Origin of the sequence: Mycobacterium sp. SMC-19 (genome assembly GCF_045310815.1) — a bacterium.
Classification (GTDB): domain Bacteria; phylum Actinomycetota; class Actinomycetes; order Mycobacteriales; family Mycobacteriaceae; genus Mycobacterium.
Genome location: NZ_JBJIAM010000004.1, coordinates 34720 through 55798, shown reverse-complemented (window position 1 = coordinate 55798; position 21079 = coordinate 34720). Strand labels below are relative to the sequence as shown.

11 protein-coding genes are annotated in these 21079 nt (G+C 68.5%); 7 read left to right on the top strand and 4 right to left on the bottom strand.

Annotated elements, in window-relative coordinates; genetic code table 11:
• Positions 1–32: 32 nt before the first annotated feature.
• Positions 33–11150, top strand: coding sequence for an SDR family NAD(P)-dependent oxidoreductase (locus ACJH5R_RS10400; protein WP_406781886.1), 11118 nt, complete (start codon positions 33–35; stop codon positions 11148–11150).
• On the opposite strand, the gene ACJH5R_RS10395 is transcribed toward ACJH5R_RS10400, so the two are convergent.
• Positions 11070–11711: a GAP family protein gene (locus tag ACJH5R_RS10395; RefSeq protein ID WP_406781885.1), complete on the bottom strand. Its 642-nt coding sequence runs from the start codon at positions 11709–11711 to the stop codon at positions 11070–11072. The two genes, ACJH5R_RS10400 and ACJH5R_RS10395, sit on opposite strands and share 81 nt — an antisense overlap.
• Positions 11712–11714: 3 nt before the next feature.
• Positions 11715–13022: an MFS transporter gene (locus ACJH5R_RS10390; RefSeq protein ID WP_406781884.1), complete on the bottom strand. Its 1308-nt coding sequence runs from the start codon at positions 13020–13022 to the stop codon at positions 11715–11717.
• A 177-nt stretch (positions 13023–13199) separates the two neighbouring features.
• Between ACJH5R_RS10390 and ACJH5R_RS10385 the strand changes: the two genes are divergently transcribed.
• Complete coding sequence (locus ACJH5R_RS10385; RefSeq protein WP_406781883.1) at positions 13200–14342, top strand: glycosyltransferase family 4 protein; 1143 nt, start codon at positions 13200–13202, stop codon at positions 14340–14342.
• Between the two features lie 30 nt (positions 14343–14372).
• Here ACJH5R_RS10385 and ACJH5R_RS10380 read toward each other — a convergent pair whose 3' ends face one another.
• On the bottom strand, positions 14373–16175 hold the full coding sequence (locus ACJH5R_RS10380) for an AMP-dependent synthetase/ligase (protein ID WP_406781882.1): 1803 nt from the start codon (positions 16173–16175) through the stop codon (positions 14373–14375).
• Between the two features lie 156 nt (positions 16176–16331).
• Between ACJH5R_RS10380 and ACJH5R_RS10375 the strand changes: the two genes are divergently transcribed.
• From ACJH5R_RS10375 to ACJH5R_RS10355, 5 genes are all read left to right on the top strand, one after another.
• Complete coding sequence (locus ACJH5R_RS10375) at positions 16332–16727, top strand: polyketide cyclase / dehydrase and lipid transport (protein ID WP_406758361.1); 396 nt, start codon at positions 16332–16334, stop codon at positions 16725–16727.
• An 80-nt stretch (positions 16728–16807) separates the two neighbouring features.
• Positions 16808–17245: an SRPBCC family protein gene (locus ACJH5R_RS10370; protein WP_406781881.1), complete on the top strand. Its 438-nt coding sequence runs from the start codon at positions 16808–16810 to the stop codon at positions 17243–17245.
• 26 nt (positions 17246–17271) lie between these two features.
• On the top strand, positions 17272–18531 hold the full coding sequence (locus tag ACJH5R_RS10365; protein WP_406781880.1) for an ArsA family ATPase: 1260 nt from the start codon (positions 17272–17274) through the stop codon (positions 18529–18531).
• The gene (locus tag ACJH5R_RS10360) at positions 18528–18923 is read left to right on the top strand and encodes a hypothetical protein (protein ID WP_406781879.1); all 396 of its coding nucleotides are present in this window, start codon (positions 18528–18530) and stop codon (positions 18921–18923) included. The genes ACJH5R_RS10365 and ACJH5R_RS10360 overlap by 4 nt, the downstream gene beginning before the upstream one ends.
• A 110-nt stretch (positions 18924–19033) precedes the next feature.
• A complete protein-coding gene (locus tag ACJH5R_RS10355) occupies positions 19034–19768 on the top strand; it encodes a lysophospholipid acyltransferase family protein (protein ID WP_406758365.1) in 735 nt (244 codons plus the stop codon).
• Here the strand turns inward: ACJH5R_RS10355 and ACJH5R_RS10350 are convergent.
• The gene (locus ACJH5R_RS10350; RefSeq protein ID WP_406781878.1) at positions 19729–21024 is read right to left on the bottom strand and encodes a glycosyltransferase 87 family protein; all 1296 of its coding nucleotides are present in this window, start codon (positions 21022–21024) and stop codon (positions 19729–19731) included. The two genes, ACJH5R_RS10355 and ACJH5R_RS10350, sit on opposite strands and share 40 nt — an antisense overlap.
• Between the last annotated feature and the right edge of the window lie 55 nt (positions 21025–21079).

Sequence of the window (21079 nt, the reverse complement as noted above, 5' to 3'; positions counted from 1 at the left end):
ATCGTGGCCGACGAGGCAGGGGAAGGCGGCGTATGGCATCGGTCGGGGATTGGAAGGGGTCACCACCAGGGTTCGCGATAGTCGGCTACGCGGCCCGTTTTCCGGGTGCGGCGGGCGCAGACGAGTTCTGGCAGGTGTTGCGCCAGGGGCGTGACGCGGTGTCGGAGGTGCCCGCCGACCGTTGGGACGCGGACGAATTCTTCGACGCGGAGCCCGGCGCACCGGGCAAGGTGGTGACTCGGCGGGCGGGTTTCGTCGATGACGTGACGGGATTCGACGCCCCGTTCTTCGGCATCTCGACACGTGAGGCCAGGTTGCTCGACCCGCAGCATCGGCTGCTACTGGAGACGGCATGGCGGGCGGTGGAGCATTCGGGCACTGCGCCAACGGCTTTGGCGAACAGCAACACCGGCGTGTTCGTCGGTCTGGCGACCCATGATTACCTCGGTATGGCATCCGCGGAGCTCGCCTACCCGGAGATCGAGGCGTACATGGCGATCGGGACGTCCAACGCCGCCGCGGCTGGACGGATCAGCTACCGGCTGGGATTACAGGGCCCGTCGGTCGCCGTCGACACAGCGTGCAGCTCGTCACTGGTGGCGATCCACCAGGCGTGCCAGGCACTGCGCCTGGGGGAATGCGACCTGGCGCTGGCCGGCGGCGCGAATGTTCTGCTGACCCCGGCGACCATGGTCACGTTCTCGCATGCGCACATGCTTGCGCCCGACGGCCGGTGCAAGACATTCGACGCGGCTGCGGACGGCTACGTGCGCGGTGAGGGCTGCGGTGTCATCGTCATCAAGCGGCTGGAGGACGCCCTCGCCGACGGAGACCGGATTCGGGCGGTGATCCGGGGCAGCGCGATCAACCAGGATGGCGCGTCGGGCGGCCTGACGGTGCCGAATGGCGTTGCTCAGCAACGGGTTATCGCCGATGCATTGCAGCGCGCCGGTATCGCGCCCGCCGATGTCGGCTACCTGGAGGCGCACGGGACCGGCACATCGCTGGGTGACCCGATCGAGGCGCAGGCCGCCGGCGCAGTGCTCGGTGAAGGTCGCGATCCGAACCGGCCGCTGTTGATGGGATCGGCGAAGACCAACATCGGACACCTCGAGGCGGCCGCGGGAATCGCGGGTGTCATCAAGGTCATCCTGTCTCTTGAGAACGAATTGCTGCCCCAGCACCTGCATTTCCACAATCCGTCGCCGCACATCCCCTGGGAGCGGCTCGCCGTGCAGGTCGTTGGACAGGCCACCGCCTGGGAACGCAACGGGCAACCGCGCATCGCGGGAGTCAGCTCGTTCGGGTTCGCCGGGACCAACGCCCACGTCATCATCGAAGAGGCTCCAGCGCCACCCGAGGAACCGGCGGCGACACCGAGCCCGCGCGACACCAAGCGCACGTTGCGCATTCTTCCGTTGTCCGCCCGCACGCCCACCGCACTGGTCAAGCTCGCGCAGGACTACCGCAACTGGCTCAGCGCGCACCCGCAGGCCGCTCTGGCGGACGTGTGCTTCACCGCCGGGGTGGGGCGCGCACACTTCGAGCACCGGGCCGCGCTGGTCGTCGACTCGACGGAGTCTGCCACCGAGCTGCTCGGTGCGCTCGCAGACGACCGCCCGGCCCCCGGCCTGGTGCGCGGAATCGCCGGCGACACCCCGAAAACGGCCTGGCTGTTCACCGGTCAGGGCAGCCAGTACCCGGGCATGGCGCGCGAGTTGTTCGACACCGAGCCGGTGTTCGCCGAGACACTGAACCGCTGTGCGGATGTGTTGTCTGGCATTCTCGAAAAGCCGTTACTGGACGTTATTTTCGACGTGGACGGTCTGTATGGCGAAGAAGCCCTGCGGCAGACCAGCTACGCTCAGCCGGCCCTGTTCGCGGTCGAGATGGGCTTGGCGCGGCTCTGGCAGTCGTGGGGTTTCGAGCCTGATGTGGTTGCAGGCCACAGTGTCGGCCAGTACTCGGCGGCCTGCGTCGCAGGTGTCCTGAGCCTCGAGGACGGGGCGCGGCTGATGGCCGAGCGCGGCCGGCTGTTCGGGAGTCTGCCGGCGGGCGGCCGGATGGTGGCGGTGTTCACCGCGGCCGAGCGCGTCGAGCGCCTGACCGACGAGTTCCCGACTCTGTCGATCGCCGCCTACAACGGTGCCAACACCGTGTTGTCCGGGCCTGCTGGGGATCTGGAACAGGCGGTGGCCCAGCTGATCGCCGACGGCGTCCGGTGCGACTGGCTGGAGACCAGTCACGCGTTCCACTCGGCATTGCTGGATCCGATCCTCGACGAGTTCGAGGCCTACGCCGATCGGTGCGACTACCGCCCTCCCCAACGGATTCTGATCTGCAACCGCACCGGCTCGGCGGTCGGGCGCAGCGTGCGGCTCGACGGCAACTACTGGCGACGCCACGCGCGGCAGCCGGTGGAATTCGCCAAGACCGTACGAACCCTTGCCGATCTCGGCTGCAAAGTGCTGCTGGAGATCGGCCCGCAGCCGGTCCTCACCGCCGCGGCGCTGCGAGCATGGCCCGACCCGGCCACGGTGCCGCGGGCGATCGCATCATTGCGCCGCAACGCCGCCGACCAGCGACAGATCACCGAAGCCCTTGCCGAGGCCTACGCGGTTGGCCACGTGCCCGACTTCGGCGCTGTTCGAGCGTCGCACGCGCGCAAGGTCGACCTACCGACCTATCCGTTCGAACACCGCGAGTACTGGTTCCGAGACCAGCGGGAGCGGCCCAGCCAGCAACAGCATCTCGCCGCCAGCACCGAAGCCGTCCGCCTCCTCGAGGACGGCCGGATTCACGAGCTCGCGGAATTACTCGGCGATTCGGGTGACGACCAACAGACGTACAAGGTACTGACAAAGCTTGCCGCGCAACATAACCAGCAGCGCAAGACCCGGTCGATCTCGGATGCGCGCTACGAGATCCAGTGGCAGGCATATCCGACGCCGGCGTCGGGAACCGACGAATCCGACGGATCCACCTGGTTTGTCATCGGCGATGACCCCGCTGCGCTGGAGCCCTTGGCCGCAGCGTTGACGTCGCGTGGGTATCGGTATCAGGTGGTCGGGTTGCCGGGATCTGACGGCGACCAGGAAGAACTCGCCGCGATGCTGCGCGCCGCGGCGGCTGACCAACCGGAACTGCGGATCTTGCATGTCGCTGCCCTGGACTCCGCTGCGTCGGGGCCGCGCTCGCTGGCGCGCATGCAGCACCGGGTGCTCGGGGGCACCCGGAGGCTTGTGGGTGCGGCGGTCTCAGCCGAACTGCGCTGCCCCATCTGGGTGGTCACCCGTGATGGCCAGCGAGTCACGGACGCCGACGCCGTGGCGCCGGAGCAGAGCTGCCTCTGGGGTTTCTGGCGGGCTGCCTCCCTGGAAACTCCGCAACTGTGGGGCGGGCTGGCGGACCTGAGTTCGACCGGCCCCGACCAGTGGTCGAGCTTGATCGACCAGATCCTGAGGCCGGCCGACTCCGGTCGCCGAGAAGACCAGATCGCGCTGCGTGACGACACCGCCTATGCGCCCCGGTTGATTCGGCGCGCAGTCGAGCCCAACCCGACACCGCTGGCATTGCGCGATGACGCGACGTATCTGGTGACCGGTGGGCTGGGGTCGATCGGGCTGGAGACCGCGGCATTCCTGGCGGCGCACGGTGCCCGGCAGCTGGTGCTGACCGGTCGACACGCGCCCAGCGACGCCGCCCAACAGCGCATCGATGCCGTACGCGAACAGTACGGCTGCGCAGTGCGGGCGATCACGGCCGACGTCGCCGACGCACACGACGTCGCGAGCCTGTTGGCAACCGTGCAGGACGAACTGCCCCCGTTGGCCGGCATCGTCCACGCCGCAGGAGAGATCGCCACCAGCCCCCTCAGCGCGCTGGACGCCGACTCCCATCAAGCCGAACTCGATCGTGTCTTCGCCGGAAAGGTTTGGGGGGCATGGCAGCTGAGTGAAGCAACAGCGGATCTTGCGCTGGACTTCTTCGTCTGCACCTCCTCGATCGCCTCGGTCTGGGGCGGATTCGGTCAGAGCGCCTACGGCGCGGCGAACGCCTTCTTGGACGGGCTGGCATGGCGGTTGCGTGAGCGGGGCATGCGGGGGATCAGTGTCAACTTCGGACCCTGGTCGGTGGGCATGGCCGACGAGGAGTCGCGCGCCCGGCTGAGCAAGCGTGGTATCGCAACACTGTCCCCGGCCGACGCGCTGGCCGGGATGGCCGATGTGATCGCGGCGTCGTTCGGGCGGGGGCCGGCGCCAGGTCCCGCACAGGGCGTCGTAGCGCGGGTCGACTGGGCGAAATTCCTGCCGCTGTATCAGCAGTCCGGCCGGCGCCCGTTCCTGGCGGAACTCGAACGTGAGGTCCCCAGCCACCTGACGGGGGCGGCGCCGTCGGCGGCTCGCTCCGGGAAGACCGAACTGGTCGAGCGGCTGACAACCGCCCCGGTGCAGCAGCGCAGAAAGCTTCTGTCGGACTACCTTCGCGGTGCGGTAGCCGAGGTGACGCGTGTCGACCCGGCCGAGATCCGTGAGGACGCAGGATTCTTTGACCTCGGCATGGACTCGCTGATGGCCGTCGAGTTGCGGCAGCGCATCGAACAGGGGGTCGGCAGCGAGATACCGGCCACCCTGGCTATGGACTACCCGCGGCTCTCCGATGTGGTGGACTACCTGCTCGGCGACGTCCTCGAGCTCAGCGAACAGTCCTCGGCCAACGCACGTACCCAGCCGGTCTCGGTGCAGTCGACGGCCACCGACGAGCCGATCGCGATCCTCGCGGTGTCGTGCCGGTTCCCCGGCGCACCCGATCCGGAAGCATTCTGGGAGTTGTTGTCCGAAGGCGTCGATGCGATCCGAGAGGTACCGGAAGACCGGTTTGACATCGACGAGTTCTACGACCCCGATCCCGAAGCCCCGGGCAAGATCTACAGTCGCTTCGGCGGATTCATCGACGGGATAGACGAGTTCGATCCGGAGTTCTTCGGCATCTCCCCACGCGAGGCGGTATGGATCGAGCCGCAACAACGGCTGATGCTCGAAACCGTTTGGGAGGGTTTCGAACGGGCAGGCTATGCACCGGCAACGTTGCGCGGCAGCCGAACCGGTGTCTTCACCGGCGTGGCCGCCAATGAGTATGCGCACCTGCTGTCCGCGGAGCCGGTCGACAAGATTGAGCCCTACTTCATCACCGGCAACGCCCTCAACGCCATCTCCGGCCGGGTGGCCTTCGCGCTTGGGCTGGAGGGCCCGGCCGTGGCGCTCGACACTGCCTGCAGTTCGTCGTTGGTGGCCGTTCACCAGGCTTGTCTGGCGTTGCGCGCCGGGGACTGCGATCTGGCGGTGGCCGGCGGCGTGAACGTATTGCTGAGCCCGGTCACCGTCATCGCCGCCTCGCGCGCCAGGATGCTTTCCCCGGTCGGGCGATGCAAGACCTTCGATGCCTCCGCCGACGGATATGTGCGGAGTGAGGGCTGCGGGGTTCTGGTGCTCAAGCGCCTCAGTGATGCGGTGCGCGACGGCGACCGGGTTGCCGCGGTCATCCCGAGTAGCGCGACCAATCAGGACGGCGCCTCCAGTGGCCTGACGGTTCCCAACGGGGGTGCGCAGCAGCGACTGATCGGCACGGCATTGGCCCGAGCCGGGCTGATCGGTGCCGATGTCGACTACCTCGAGGCGCACGGAACGGGCACCCCGCTGGGTGATCCGATCGAGGTACAGGCAGCGGGAGCCGTTTACGGCGCCGGTCGGGATGCGGATCGGCCACTGTTGATGGGTTCGGTGAAGACCAACATCGGTCACCTCGAATCAGCTTCAGGGGCAGCCGGTCTGATCAAGGTCGTGCTGTCGTTGCAGCACGGCGTGCTGCCGGCCAGCCTGCACTTCGACAAGCCTTCGCCGCATATTCCGTGGGATTCGTTGCCGATTCGGGTCGTGGACAAGCCGGTGCCGTGGCAGACCAATGGCAGACCTCGACGCGCGGGCGTGAGCTCGTTCGGATTCACCGGTACCAACGCGCACGTGCTGATCGAGGAGGCGCCGTCCCCGCCGGAACACTCCGGCGACCAATCCGCGGTGGCGCCGGCACCGGAGGACTCCGGGGAGTCGGTCAACGTGCTGGCGCTGTCGGCGCGGTCACCCGAGGCCCTGGTGGCGCTGGTGCAACGGTATCGGACCTGGTTGGACACCCACCCAGATGTCGACATCGCCGATGTCTGCCGCACGGCCGGAATCGGGCGCTCGCATTTCGAGCAGCGAGCAGCACTGGTCGTGGATTCGGTTCGCAGTGCCGCTGACGGTCTGACCGACTTGGCCGAGAATCGCCTGCGTCCCGGCGTGCTGCGCGGGGAGTGCGGCGACCGGCCCACGACGGCGTGGCTGTTCACCGGCCAGGGCAGCCAGCATCCGGGAATGGCCCGCGAACTGTTCGATGCCGAGCCGGTTTTCGCAGACACCGTGACACAGTGTGCCGATGCGGTCGCAGGGATGCTGCCGCGTCCATTGCTCGACGTGCTGTTCGCGACCGACCGAGACACGGCGGAGTTGTTGCAGCACACGTCGTTTGCTCAACCGGCACTTTTCGCGGTCGAGATGGGACTGGCCCGGCTATGGACGTCGTGGGGCATCGAGCCCGATGTGGTGCTGGGGCACAGTGTGGGCCAGTACGCGGCGGCGTGTGTAGCCGGCGTCTTCCGTCTCGAGGACGGAGCACGGCTGATGGCCGAGCGGGGCAGGCTGTTCGGCAGCCTGCCGGAAGGCGGGCGGATGGTCGCGGTGTTCGCCGACGCCAACCCCATCGAAGTCGTTGTCAACGAGTTTCCGCGCGTGTCGATTGCGGCCTACAACGGGCCCAATACCGTGCTCTCGGGTCCGGGAGCCGACCTGGAGAAGATCGTCGCCGCGTTCGGGGAGGAAGGAATCCGCTGCAGCTGGCTGCATACCAGCCACGCCTTCCACTCCGAGCTGCTGGAGCCGGTGCTCGGAGAATTCGAATCGTATGCGCAGCAGTTGCAGTTCGCCGTGCCGACGTTGCCGTTGGTCTGCAACCGCACCGGGTCGGTGCTCATGGCCGAAACGCCGCTGGACGCCCAGTATTGGCGCCGGCATTCCCGCCAGCCGGTCCAGTTCGCCGAAAGCGTGCGGACCGTGGCGGCACTGGGATGTTCGGTGCTGATGGAGATCGGGCCGCAACCGGTGCTGACCGGCAACGCGGTGCAGGTCTGGCCGGACCACCTGGCTGCTCCCCGTGCGATCGTGTCGTTGCGCAAGGGCGTCGGCGACCGGCGTCAGATTGCCGAAGCGCTGGCCGCGGCCTATGTCAGTGGTCATCGGCCGAACTTCGACGCATTGGCGCACCGGCCCTCGCACCGGATGGAGCTGCCCACTTATCCGTTCCAGCGCCGGCGTTTTTGGCCCCGGTCGTCGGGCGTCACGGTCGACGGCCCCGTTGTTTCGGGAATTCTCGGCAGCACCAAAGACCTGGCGTCCGGCGACTCGGTGTACACCAGCCGGCTGTCGGTCAAGTCGCAGCCTTGGCTGGCCGACCACGTGATCTATGGCACCGTCGTCGTCCCGGGCGCGACGTATGCGGCGATGGCCCTGGCGGCGGTCGGCCCGCCGGCCCGGGTGCAAGAAGTGTTCTTCTACGAGCCGATCATTCTGGCGGAGAAGAGTTCTCGGGAAGTCCAACTGACCCTGCATCCGCGTGACGAGGGTTCGGAGAACGGGGAGTCCTGGAGCTTCCAGGTGCACAGCCGTCCTTACGGTGTCCGGGACGCCGAATGGGCATTGAACGCCGACGGTGTGGTGCTCTCCGGTATCGCCGGTATCGCCGGCAGCGAAGCCGAACCCGAATCCGATCCGGCGGATCCGGTCGATGTCGCCATCGAACGCCTCGAACGCATGCGGCCGCAGGAACTGTTCGAGACCTTCGCGGACATGGAGCTGGCATGGGGGCCCAGCTGGTCGGGTTGCCTGAAATCGCTGTGGCTCGGCGAGGGCGAGGCGATCGGCGATATCACCGTCGGCGCCGAACTCGCCGAACACCTGGGCGCAGAACCCATGCATCCGGTGTTGCTCGACCTGTGCACCGGGGTGGCGTTCCCGGCGTTCCCGGCCCTGCTGGCGGCCGAGCAGGGGGTGCACGACCTTTTCCTGCCGCTGCGATACGGCCAGGTGATGTTGGCCGAGAAGATGCCGCGGCGGTTCTATTGCCGCGCCCGATGGCACGCCAGCGCTCTCGACAGTGAAACCCAGGTCTTCGATCTGGACTTCGTGGACCGAGACAACCGCCACCTCGGCGGGATCCGGGAATTCACGGTCAAACGCGCGCCCCGTGAGGCGTTGTTGCGCGGGCTCGGCGGCGACAGCACACGGCTGCTGTACAGCCTCGGCTGGCACGAGGTGCCGGCGCCGCCACCGTCCGAGGAGACCGCGACGGCCGGCGGCACCTGGCTGATCGCCGGATTCGACGAGTTGGCGGCCCACCTTCCGGGCTGCATCTCCTGGGACCGCAACACCGACCCGGAGCCCATGGGGCAGTTCGTCATGCAGGCGCACCAGCGCGGGTTGTCGTTCGCCGGAATCGTCTGGCGTGCCGCCGGACCGACGGCCGATGAGTCCAGCGCCCAGGCCGCCGCGCGGCTACAGCGCGAGATCGACGACCTGCTCGGCGCCGTGCACGCGCTGCAGGGCGAGGGAGCGATCAAGCTGCCCGGCGGCCTGTGGCTCATCACCGAGCGAGCGGTGGCGACCGAGTCCGGCGAGCCGGTGGATCCGGTGCAGGCGGCGTTGTGGGGACTCGGGCGCACCATCGTCAACGAAGAGCCGGCCCTGCACTGCAGACTGCTCGATCACGACGGATCCGCGGAGGCCGTCGTTGCCTTGGCCGGCCTGCTGGCGACACCGATGGCCGAATCGGAAATTGCCCTGCGGCAAGGAAAGTACTTGGCGCCCAGGCTTCTGCAGTGGTCACGTAGCGGTCATCTCGCGGTGCCGCGCGGCACCGACTATGCCCTGGCTCCGACCGAGCGCGGCGCGATCGAGAACCTGCGGCTGAGCGAGGCCGAGGTGGCGCCGCCCGACGCCGGCTATGTGCAGGTCCGGGTCCAGGCCGCCGGCTTGAACTTCCGCGATGTGCTCAATGTGTTGGGCCTGTACCCGGGCGATCCGGGTCCGGTCGGTGGCGACTTCGCCGGCGTCATCACCGCACTTGGCGACGGGGTGAGCGGACTCGAGGTCGGCCAACGTGTCTACGGCTCCATGCAAGGCGCTTTCGCCAGCCGGTTCGCTGTACCGGCCCAGTTCGTGGCGCCGATCCCGGACGGGGTGAGCGCGGTGCAGGCCGCGACGATTCCGGCCGCGGCGCTCACGGTTCGGCTTTCGTTCGACTGGGCGAAGCTGAATCCCGGCGACAAGGTGCTCATCCACGCCGCCAGCGGTGGTGTCGGACTGGCCGCTATCCAAATGGCCCAGCAGCATGGTGCACAGGTGTACGCGACGGCGAGCACCTTCAAGCGGGAGACGCTGCGCAAGCTCGGCGTGAAGTATGTCTATGACTCGCGGACAACCGATTTCGCCGACCAGATCCTTGCCGATACCGACGGCGCCGGCGTGGATGTGGTGCTCAACAGCCTGACCAACGAAGGCTTCATCGAGGCGACCCTGCGGGCGACTGCACAGGGCGGACGTTTCGCGGAGATCGCCAAGCGAGACATCTGGACTCCGGAACAGATGGCCGAGGCCCGCCCCGACATCGCCTACGAGATCGTTGCGTTGGACACCGTGATGTTCACCGAACCCGACCGCATCCGCACCCTGCTCGGTGAGGTGTCCGACGGCTTGGGCAAGGGTGAATGGATGCCGTTGCCCGCCGAGATCTATCCGCTGACTGAAGCCAGGACGGCGTTCCGTCGCATGCAGCAGGCGCGGCACATCGGCAAGATCGTGGTGCAGATGCCCGAGCCGCTACAGCCGCGCGGTGACCGGACCTATCTGATCACCGGTGGCCTCGGCGCGATCGGCCTGCACTTGGCGGCGTATCTGGCTCAACTCGGCGCCGGGGACATCGTGCTGACTAGTCGGCGTACGCCCGATGCCGACGCGCTGCGGGCGATCGAGGAGATCACCGACCGCTACAAGTGCCGTGTCCACACCGTCGCCGCCGACGTCGGCGACCAAACCGAGGTGGCAGGGCTGCTGGAGCGCATCCGCACCGAGTTGCCTCCGCTGGCCGGCGTCGCGCACCTGGCGGGTGTGCTCGACGACGCGCTGCTGTCCCAGCAGAGTCGGGAAAGCTTCCAGACGGTATTGGCGCCCAAGGCTTTCGGTGCCTGGCACTTGGACCGCCTGACTCGAGACGATGCCCTGGACTTCTTCATCGTGTCCTCGTCGGTGTCCAGCCTGCTCGGATCGCCGGGCCAGGCCAACTATTCGACCGCCAATGCGTTCCTCGACGGGCTGGTCGCGCAGCGCCAGGCGCGGGGCCTGCCGGCGACCGGGGTCAACTTCGGGCCCTGGGGGCAGGGCGGGATGGCCTCGTCAGAGGCGGCTCGTACCAATATCGGTGCGCAAGGGCTGGTTCCGCTGGAGCCCTCGGCCGCCCTTGGTGCCCTCGCCGCCGTCGTCGCCAGCGGATGCGCACAGGCGACCGTGCTCAAGGCGAACTGGCAGCGTGCGGCGAAGGTGTTGGGCAGTTCCCGTCCACCGATTCTGGACCTGGTGCTGCCCAGCGCTGCGGGGGACACCGCCGGCGACGCCGAATTGCTGCGGCAACTGCAGGAGATACCCGTGGCGCAGCGGGCCGATTTCATCACCGAGTTCCTGCAGCGCGAAGTTCAGGGGTTCCTGCGCCTGGCGCAGCCGCCGGCTGCAACCAGTCGGTTCCTGGACCTGGGCACGGACTCCCTGATGGCAGTCGAACTGCGCAACCGATTGCACAGCCAGTTCGGTGGCGCGTTCACCATCAACGCGACGGCGGTCTTCGACTATCCGACGATCGGGGGCCTCGGTGAGTACCTGGCCGCCCAGCTGCCGGACGCCGAAGCGCCGGCAGGCCAACCGCCGGCTCCGTCAGCGGCTGAGGATGCCGGCGGCCAGCAGCAGGCTGCCGACGACGGCGAGCAGGGTGGCGACCTCGACGCGGCGACGTGACCGAATCCAGTCGTTGATCCTGGTAATCGCCGTCTGCGTCTGCTGGGGCGCGAATACATATGCCAGCAGAGGGATCTCGATCAGCGCGAACGCCACGACGTGGAACATCAGCAACGCCCCGACCTGCGCGGTGACCGCGGCGCCGGAGGCCAGGATGACGGCGAGTGCGGCGAGGTAGTCCACCGAGGGCAACGCGATCCCCAATCCGGCCGCCGCCGCAATCCACGGCGAGCTGCTGCGCAACAGGCGCTGGGTCGGCATCGTCGGCGTGGCGCGGCGCGACCACCTGTCCTTGGTGGCCACCGCGGCGGCGGCCACCAGCGCCAGCGCCCCGATCAGGATCTGAACGTGGGGCAAGGTGACATAGGTCGAACCGAGCAGCCGGCGTCGTAGGACGAACAAGACGACCAGCCCCACGAGCATCCCCATCGCGAAGCCGCCGATCAGGAACGCGGTCAGTTGCAGCACCGGTCGCGGCCGGTTCAGCATCAACACCGTCATACCGATCCGGAACGGCTCGAGGCTCACGGCAAACGCCATCACCAGCACCGTGAGCCACATGGACTAGGACGCCTCGCGTGGTGTCCGAACGGCGACCATGGCGATCAGGCCTGCCACCAGGACCACGCACAGCCCACCCATGCCGGCCCGGTCGGTGCCGAACAGATCGACAAAGGTGAAGAACATCCACGGCGCCAGGAATGACGCGGCGCGTCCGGCGGTGGTGTAGAGGCCGAAGGCCACCCCCTCCTTGCCCGGTGCGGACATGCGCAGCATCAGCGCCCTGGCGGACGCCAGAATCGGACCGACGAAGAGGCAGAGCAACAGCCCGCAGATCCAGAACGCCACCGGCCCGGAGGCGGTCAGCAGGGTCAGCCCGACCGCGACCATGGCGGCCAGCGAGCCGATGATGACGGGCTTGGGACCGGCGCGGTCGGCGAGCCGGCCGCCCACCACCGCGCCCACCGCGGCGACGATGCTGACGCAGACGCCGAAGATAAGCACGTCGGCCTGCGATACGCCGTACACGCTGACGCCGAGCACCGCGCCGAACGCGAAGATCCCGGTGAGCCCATCGCGGAACACCGCGCTGGCCAGCAGGTAGTAGACGACGTTGTGGTCGCGACGCCACTCGGCCTTGATCTCCTGCCACAGCGTGCGGTAGGCGCCCAGGAGCCCGGCCACCGGTGCCGGCTCGGTGGCCGGCGGGGTGCGCACCAGAAAGAGCAGGGGGCAGGCGAACACGACCAGCCAACCGGCCGCTACCAGCATCGCCACCCGGATGTACTGGCCGTGGTCGACGGCGAGACCGAACAGGCCCCGGGTCTCACCATCGCCGGCGATGAAACCGACATAGAGGACCAGCAGCAACAGCACGCTGCCGAAAAAGCCTGAGGCCGAGCCGATTCCGGAGATCCTGCCGGAATTCTGCGGTGTCGACAGTTGGCCCAGCACCGCGTTGTAGGGCACCGTTGCCAGGTCGCTGCAGACCGCGGCGCACGCCAGCAGGGCCAGCCCCGGACCCAGGTACCGATAGTCGTCATCGATGAGGCTCATCAACGCGGTCAGCACCACCACCAGGCCGGTGAACAGCGCGAGTGCGGCGCGGCGACGTTGCGGGGCGTTGACCCAGACCCCGATCGCGGGAGCCAACAGCGCGACGAACAGCCCCGCGAACGTCAGCGCCTTGCCCAGCCAGCTTGCCGGTGTGGTGGCGCCGGGCAGCCCCGCGCCGACCTGTCCGGTCAGGTACACGGAGAACACGAAGGTTCCTACGACCGCATTGACGCCTGTCGCGCCGCAGTCCCACAGCGCCCAGGCCGCCACCTGCGATCGCGGGGTGGTTCGCGCATCGGCCACGCGGCTGGTCACGGCCGTCCTCCCTCTGTCACCGGCGCAGAATTCGGAGCCCGTCGCCGCCGGCCGTTAGCCTAGATGGCGCGATTCCACATCGGGTCACGGGCGCATCGTCACCGCGCCGTGCCTGATGGCGCGATTTCTCTTCGGGCCGCGGGCGGCCCGCATCGTCACCGCGCTAGCATCCCACGGGTGAGCCGGGTCCTGCTGGTAACCAATGATTTTCCGCCGCGTCCCGGCGGCATCCAGTGCTACCTGGAAGAGCTGGTGCGCCGCATCGCCGGTAGCGGGCGCCACGACGTCACGGTGTACGCGCCCCAGTGGAAGGGGGCGGACGCCTTCGACGACGCTGCGAAATCGGCCGGCTACCAGGTGGTGCGCCATCCCGGCACGCTGATGGTGCCGGGGCCGGGTGTCGACTCCCGGATGCGCCGGCTCATCGCCGATCACGGGGCCCAGACCGTCTGGTTCGGTGCGGCCGCCCCACTGGCGCTCGAGGCGCCGCGGGCGCGCTCTGCCGGTGCCACCCGGGTGGTGGCCAGCACGCATGGCCACGAGGTGGGCTGGTCGATGCTGCCGGGGGCCCGCTCGGTGCTGCGCCGGATCGGCGACTCCTGCGACACCGTCACGTTCGTCAGCCACTACACCCGTGGCCGGTTCGCCTCGGCGTTCGGCCCCAACGCGGCGCTGGAGCACCTGCCGCCCGGAGTGGACACCGACCGGTTCCGTCCCGACCCGGGTGCCCGCGCCGAACTACGGGCCCGGCATGGGCTGGGGGAGCGTCCCACCGTGGTGTGCGTATCGCGGCTGGTGCCCCGCAAGGGTCAGGACATGCTGATCCGGGCGTTGCCGGCGATTCGGCAACGCGTGGATGGGGCCGCACTGGTGATCGTCGGCGGCGGACCGTACGCCGAGAAGCTGCACAAGCTGGCCGGCGAGTGCGGGGTTGCCGATGCGGTGACCTTCACCGGCGGTGTACCAGCCGCCGAACTGCCGGCCTACTACCTGCTCGGCGATGTGTTCGCGATGCCGTGCCGCACCCGCGGTGCCGGGCTTGACGTGGAGGGCTTGGGCATCGTGTTCCTGGAAGCGTCGGCGGCCGGGGTCCCGGTTGTGGCCGGCGACTCGGGCGGCGCACCCGAAACCGTCCTGCACAACCGGACCGGGCTGGTGGTCGACGGCCGGGCCGTGGAGCAGATCGGTGACGCCGTCGCCGGATTGCTCGCCGACCCCGACCGGGCCGCCGCGATGGGTGCCGCCGGGCGCGAATGGGCGACCGGGCACTGGCGCTGGGACACCCTGGCCGGACGCATGGCCGACCTGCTGCAAGCCTGAACCGCGGGGTTGCGGCGGTCCCAGCGTCGGTCAGCCCTTGGCGTAGATCGCCTCGATCGCGTCGGCGAACTTCTCCGCGACCACGTTGCGCTTGACCTTCATGGTGGGGGTCAGCTCGCCGGTGGCCTCGGTGAAGTCGACCGGCAGGATCTGGAATTTGCGGATCGACTCGGCGTGCGAGACCGACAGATTGGCCTGCTTGACCGCCGCATCCACCTCGGCGTTCAGATCCGGGTCGGTCGCCAGGTCCGCCGGCGTCGCGGTGCTGGACTTGCCGTTGCGCTGCTTCCAGCCCTCGATGGCCTCGGGGTCGATGGTGATCAGTGCGCCGATGAACGGCTTGGCGTCGCCGACGACCATCGCCTGGCTGATCAGCGGGTGCGATCGCAGCTGGTCCTCGAGCACCGCGGGGGCGACGTTCTTGCCGCCGGCGGTGACGATGATCTCCTTCTTGCGGCCGGTGATCTTCAGGTAGCCATCGGCGTCGATGGCGGCCAGGTCACCGGTCCGGAACCAACCGTCGGTGAACGCGTCGGCGGTGGCCTGCTCGTTGCGCCAGTAGCCGTTGAACACCACGCCGCCGCGGACCAGCAACTCACCGTCCTCGGCGATGCGCATGCTGTTGCCGGGCACCAGCTTTCCGACGGTTCCGACCTTCATGCCGCCGACCGGGTTGACGGTGATGGCGGCGGTGGTCTCGGTCAGCCCGTAGCCCTCGTAGATGGACAGGCCGACGCCGCGGTAGAAGTGGCCCAGCCGTTCGCCCAGCGGCGCCCCGCCGGAGACCGAGGCGCGGCAGTTGCCGCCCAGCGCGGTGCGCAGCTTGTGGTAGACGAGCTTGTCGAACAGGGCGTGCTTGGCGCGCAGCAGCAGGCCTGGTCCACCGTGATCGGCGGCCTCACTCCAGTCCACCGCGGTCTGGGCAGCCATCTCGAAGATGCGGCCCTTGCCGTCGTTGGCGGCGTTCTGGGCAGCGGTGTTGTACACCTTCTCGAACACCCGCGGCACCGACACCACCACGGTCGGCTTGAAGACCGAGAACATCGGCACCAGGTTCTTGATGTCGCTGGTGAATCCGACGGTGACCTTGTTGGCGAAGCCGGCGATGCTCAGGGCGCGAGCCAGGACATGGGCCAGCGGCAGGAAGACCAGCAGGCGCTGGCCGGACACCATCAGGGTCGGCAGCGCGGCCTGGGTGCCACGTACCTCGTGGATGAGGTTGGAGTGGGTGAGCTCGCAACCCTTGGGGCGCCCGGTGGTTCCCGAGGTGTAGATCAGCGTCGCCGGGTCGGTGGCCCGCAGCGAGTCGAGGCGCGCGGTGAGTTGGGCCGGGTCCTGACCGGCGCCGGCCTCGGCAAGTTCGTCGAGGGCCGGGGTGTCCGAGCCGTCGATGGTCAGCACCCGCCGCAGCGCGGGCAGGTCGCTGGCGAGCTCGTTGACGATCTGGGCGTGGGCGTCGGTTTCGGCGACCGCCACCACCGCGCTGGAGTCCTGCATCACCCAGCGGACCTGCTCGGCCGAGGACGTTTCGTAGATCGGGACGGTGACCGCGCCGATGGACAGGATCGCGTAGTCCAGGATGGCCCACTCGTAGCGCGTCGCCGAGAAGATGACCACCCGGTCGCCGGCGGCCACGCCCTGGCTGATCAGACCCAGCGCGGCCGAACGGATCTGCGCGGCGGCCTCGGCGCAGGTGACATCCGTCCAGGCCCCGTCGACCAGTCGTTGGTAGATGACGAAGTCGGGGTTGTTGCGCTCGTGCTCGAAGACGACCGCAGCGACGTTGTCGTGCTCCTCGACGGTGAACGACGCGGGAACACTGAACTCACGCATTGCCATGACCTCTCTTGCCAGCCTGCAGTAATTTCGCCCAGCCTAGTCGGCGCCCTGTCGCGGGTGTGACGGTGTTCACTGCCCGGGCCGCCGGCGGGCCCCTGCGCACCCCGGGGCGTTCCATCCGCGAAATGGGGCATATGTGAAGCTGGGGCCATGAACAGTATCCAGGTTGCCGACGAGACGTTCGTCGCCGCATCCGGTGAGCAGGTGGGCGCGGCTGTCGCCGATCGCTCGAGTTGGCAGCGGTGGTGGCCCGACCTGCAGCTCCAGGTGGTCGAGGATCGTGCCGACAAGGGCATCCGGTGGACCGTGAGCGGGCCGCTGACCGGCACCATGGAGATCTGGTTGGAGCCGATGCTCGATGGTGTGCTGCTGCACTACTTTCTGCACGCCGAACCTGCCGGTGTGACCGGCCGGCAGCTGGCCCGGCTGAACTTGGCGAAGCTGAACCACCGCCGCCGGGTGGCCGGCAAGCGGATGGCCTTTGAGATCAAGGACCGCCTGGAGCGTTCGCGACCGGTGGGGGTCTCGCCCGTCGCTGTCAGTTGACCCCGCCAGGGCGCGGACGGCGAGGTACCGTCTCTGCCGAGGGCCGGTGCCAGGCGCGAGCGAGTTAGGGAAGTAAGTACGTGGCGGATAAGACAGCTCAGACGATCTACATCGCGGCGGATCCGGACACGGTGATGAAGGTGATCGCCGACATCGGCGCTTACCCCGACTGGGTCTCGGAGTACACCGAGGCCGAGGTGCTCGAAACCGACTCCGACGGCTATCCGAAGGTAGCCCGCATAGTGCTGGATGCCGCGGTGCTCAAGGACACCATGGTGTTGGACTATGACTGGTCGGCGGACCGTCGCTCGGTGCGTTGGTCGCTGGCCTCGAGTTCCCTGCTGAAAGCCCTCGACGGCGAATATCGTTTGACGGCCAAGGGATCCGGGACCGAGGTCCTTTACGAACTGTCGGTGGATCTGATGATTCCGATGATCGGCCTGCTCAAGCGCAAGGCGGAGCGGCGGCTGACCGACACCGCGCTGAAGGACCTGAAGAAGCGAGCAGAGGCTGAGTGAGGCCGCCTGAGCCAGCGACGCCGGCCGTGGCTGCGATCAGTCTGTTCCTCGGCAAGGGCGGCGTAGGCAAGTCCACGTGTGCGGCGGCGACCGCTGTCTCGCTGGCATGCGCTGGAGACCGGGTGCTGCTGATCTCCACCGACCAGGCCCATTCGGTCGGGGACGTGCTCGGAATGCCGGTGCCGCCCAGTGGCGGCCGGGACCCCATCCCGGTGGCAGTCGATGACGCCGGTGCGGGGGGCGGCCGTCTGGACGTGCTGGCGCTGGACACGCTGGCCTTGCTTGAGCGGCATTGGGCCGGCGTGGTCGACGTGCTGGCCTTGCGGTTCCCGGAGTCGGATCTGAGCAGCGTTGCCCCCGAAGAGCTTTCGGCGCTTCCCGGTGTCCAGGAGGTACTGGGCCTGCACGAAGTCGGCGAACTCGCAGACAGTGGGCAATGGGACCGGGTCGTCGTCGACTGTGCGTCCACCGCCGATGCGATGCGGATGCTCACGCTGCCCGCCACCGTGGCGCTCTACGCCGAGCGGTCCTGGCCGCGGCATCGCCGGCTCAGCGGAACCGAGGATCCCCGGTCGACCGCGCTGGTCGAGTTGATCGAGCGGATCAGCGGCGCCGCCGAGCGGCTTGCCGAGCGACTGACCGATGAGACGACCGTCGCCGCGCACCTGGTGCTGACCGCCGAGCGCGTGGTGGCCGCCGAAGCCGTCCGGACCCTGGGGGCGTTGTCGCTGACGGGTGTTCGGGTGGCAGAGCTGATCGTCAATCAGATTTTGTTGCAGGACGATTCATACGTCTACACCAACTTGCCGGCCCACCCGGCGTTCGACTGGTACGCCGAGCGGATCGGTGAGCAGAGCACCGTCCTCGAAGAGGTGGACCGCGCCATCGGCGATGTGGCGATGGTGCTGGTCCCGCACCTGGCGGGCGAGCCGATCGGCCCCAAAGCCCTCGGCGACCTGCTCGCGAACAGCCGCCGCCGCGGCGGGTCGGCGCCACCGGGTCCGGTGCGGCCGGTGGTCGACCGCGAGTCAGGTTCCGGGCTGGGGGCGGTGTATCGACTGCGGCTAGAGTTACCCCAGGTCGATTCCGGTGCGCTGAGCCTGGGGCGATCCGGAGATGATCTGATCATCGGTGCAGGTGGCACCAGACGCCGGGTTCGGTTGGCGTCGGTCCTGCGGCGGTGCACGGTCGTGGACGCAACGCTGCGTGGCAGCGTACTGACGGTCCGCTTCCGGCCGAATCCGGATGTGTGGCCGGTGACTGGCGATGAGGAGGTGCGACGTTGAACGCTGGCGCGCACCCCGATCTGGGTGAACTGGGGCCCGAGCTGCGCAAGCTCGCCCAGGCGATTCTGGATCGGCTCGACCCGGCGGTGCGCGCAGCGGCGCTGCTGGCGGCTGCCGGCGATGGCCCGGGCAAATGCCAACAGGTGTGGTGCCCAGTGTGCGCGCTGGCGGCGCTGGTGACCGGGGAAGAACATCCCCTGCTCACCCTCGTCGCCGAGCACAGCGTCGCGCTGTATGAGGTGATCCGTGCCGTGGTCGGGGAGACCGATGCGGGCGGCGGGGGGCCACGCCCACCCGACCCGGGCACGCCCGGGGGCGACGGTGGCGGCGGCCAACCACCGGCCAGGCCCAGCTACGAGCACATTCCGGTGACCGTCGAAACCGAAAGCTGAGGAATTCCACGGAATTCGCGATGTGACGAATCACCGTGTGGCCCTAGCCACGCCCGGTCGGTAAAGTTGGCGCGAACACGGCCGCCGAGCGGGGGCAGGAGGGAGGGGCCATGTGGTACTGGCTGGTCAAGTACGTATTCTTCGGGCCTCTGCTGGCCCTGATCGGGCGGCCGAAGGTCGAGGGTCTGGAGAACATCCCTGACGACGGTGCGGCCATCCTGGCCAGCAATCACCTGGCCGTCATGGACAGCTTCTACCTGCCGCTGGTGGTGCGCCGGCGGATCACCTTCCTGGCCAAGTCGGAGTACTTCACCGGCACCGGGATCAAGGGCTGGCTCACTCGCTCGTTCTACACCGCCGTGGGGCAGGTTCCCATTGACCGCAACGATTCTGACGCCGCGCAGGCCGCGCTGACCACCGCTCAGCGGATCCTGTCGCAGGGCAAGCTGCTCGGTATCTACCCCGAGGGCACTCGCTCGCCCGACGGCCGGCTGTACAAGGGCAAGACCGGGCTGGCTCGGCTCGCGCTGCACACCGGCGTCCCGGTGATCCCGGTCGTCATGGTCGGTACCAACGTGGTCAACCCGCCGGGCACCAAGATGCTGCGGTTCGGCCGGGTCACGGTCCGTTTCGGCGAGCCGATGGACTTCTCCCGCTTCGACGGGATGGCCGACAACCGCTTCATCGAGCGTGCCGTCACCGACGAGGTGATCTACGAATTGATGCGACTGTCCGGTCAGGAATATGTCGACATCTACGCGGCCAGTGTCAAAAACGGTGTCCCGCAACAGGACGGGGCCACGGGTCAGCCGGTCGCCCGGTTTCCGGAGACCGCGGCGGGCTGATCCGGATTCGTCCGGGGGCCGGGCCGCAGCGTGGCGCCGGCCGAGATGATCACCGCCAGCGCCCACCACACGTAGGACGTCCCGGCCAATTGGCGCCACCACGCCGCGCCGGACTCGTGATGTTCGGGCAGCAACTCGATCGGGCTGCGCATCATCAGCGCCACCCCGGCCACACTGAGCACGCCCAGCACGACCGCGCGATGCCGGTAGGCCACCACCACCGTCACCACCACGGCGGGCAGCATCCACACCCAGTGGTGCGACCAGGACACCGGCGACACCACCAACCCGAACAGTGCCACGCAGACCAGCGCCAGGACGGGCTCACCGGCGGCGAGCACACGGCGTGCGGCCCACCACATCGCCGCGAGCACCAACACGCAACCCGCCAGCCACAACACCGAGCGCAGGTGGTCGTTCAGCGGCAGCCGGGCCAGCGCGCCGGCCAGGTTCTGGTTGGTGTTCAGGCTCGCCCCGCCGATGCGGTCGGTATCGCTGACGGTGTGCGTCCAGTACTGCCAGGAGTCGCTCCAGGCCATTGCGAACCCCACCAGGGTCGCCGCCAGGAACGATGCCGCGGTGGTGATCGCGGCGCGCCGGTCGCGGCGCAAGAGGAAGTAGAGCAGGAACACCGCCGGGGTCAGCTTCAGTGCCACCGCGACACCCAGCAGTGCGCCGCGCGGCCAATAGGTTCGGCGCGGTACGCAGTCGGCGATCACCAGCGTCATCAGCACCGCGTTGACCTGGCCGAAGTCGAAGTTGGCCCAGATCGGTTCGGCATCCAGCCAGATCGACGCCGCCACGATCGCCACGGCCACCACCGCGCGGTGCCACCAGGCCGGCCCGCAGTCGGGGCGCGCGTCGAAGCGGACCCTCAGGCCGGTGAGCACGATGGTGATCGACACCACCAGCAGCAGCGTCGAAAGGACGGTCAGCGCGGCGGTGGCGGTACCCAGCGACACCCAGGTGAGGGGGGCGAACATCACCGCGGCGATCGGGGGATAGGTGAACGGCAGCACCGTCCCGTCGATCTGGGTTTGGAACCAGTCCTCGCCGTAGAGCGGCCGGCCTTCACGCCAGGCCTGGGCCGCCATCCGGTAGACGTCGACGTCGATGTGGTACGGCGTGCTGCCCAGCGCCCGCCACGTCGTGTAGCCCAGGGCTGCAATCGCCAGCAGCGTGAAGATCCACCAAACGGCCCTACCGCTGATGCCCCCGTGCCGACGGCCCGGGTCGGGCGGCCGCGATGTAGTCATGTCGCAGCACAGCCTATCGGGTAGCGACGCTGAACCGAGCGATAGCTGTGGCGAT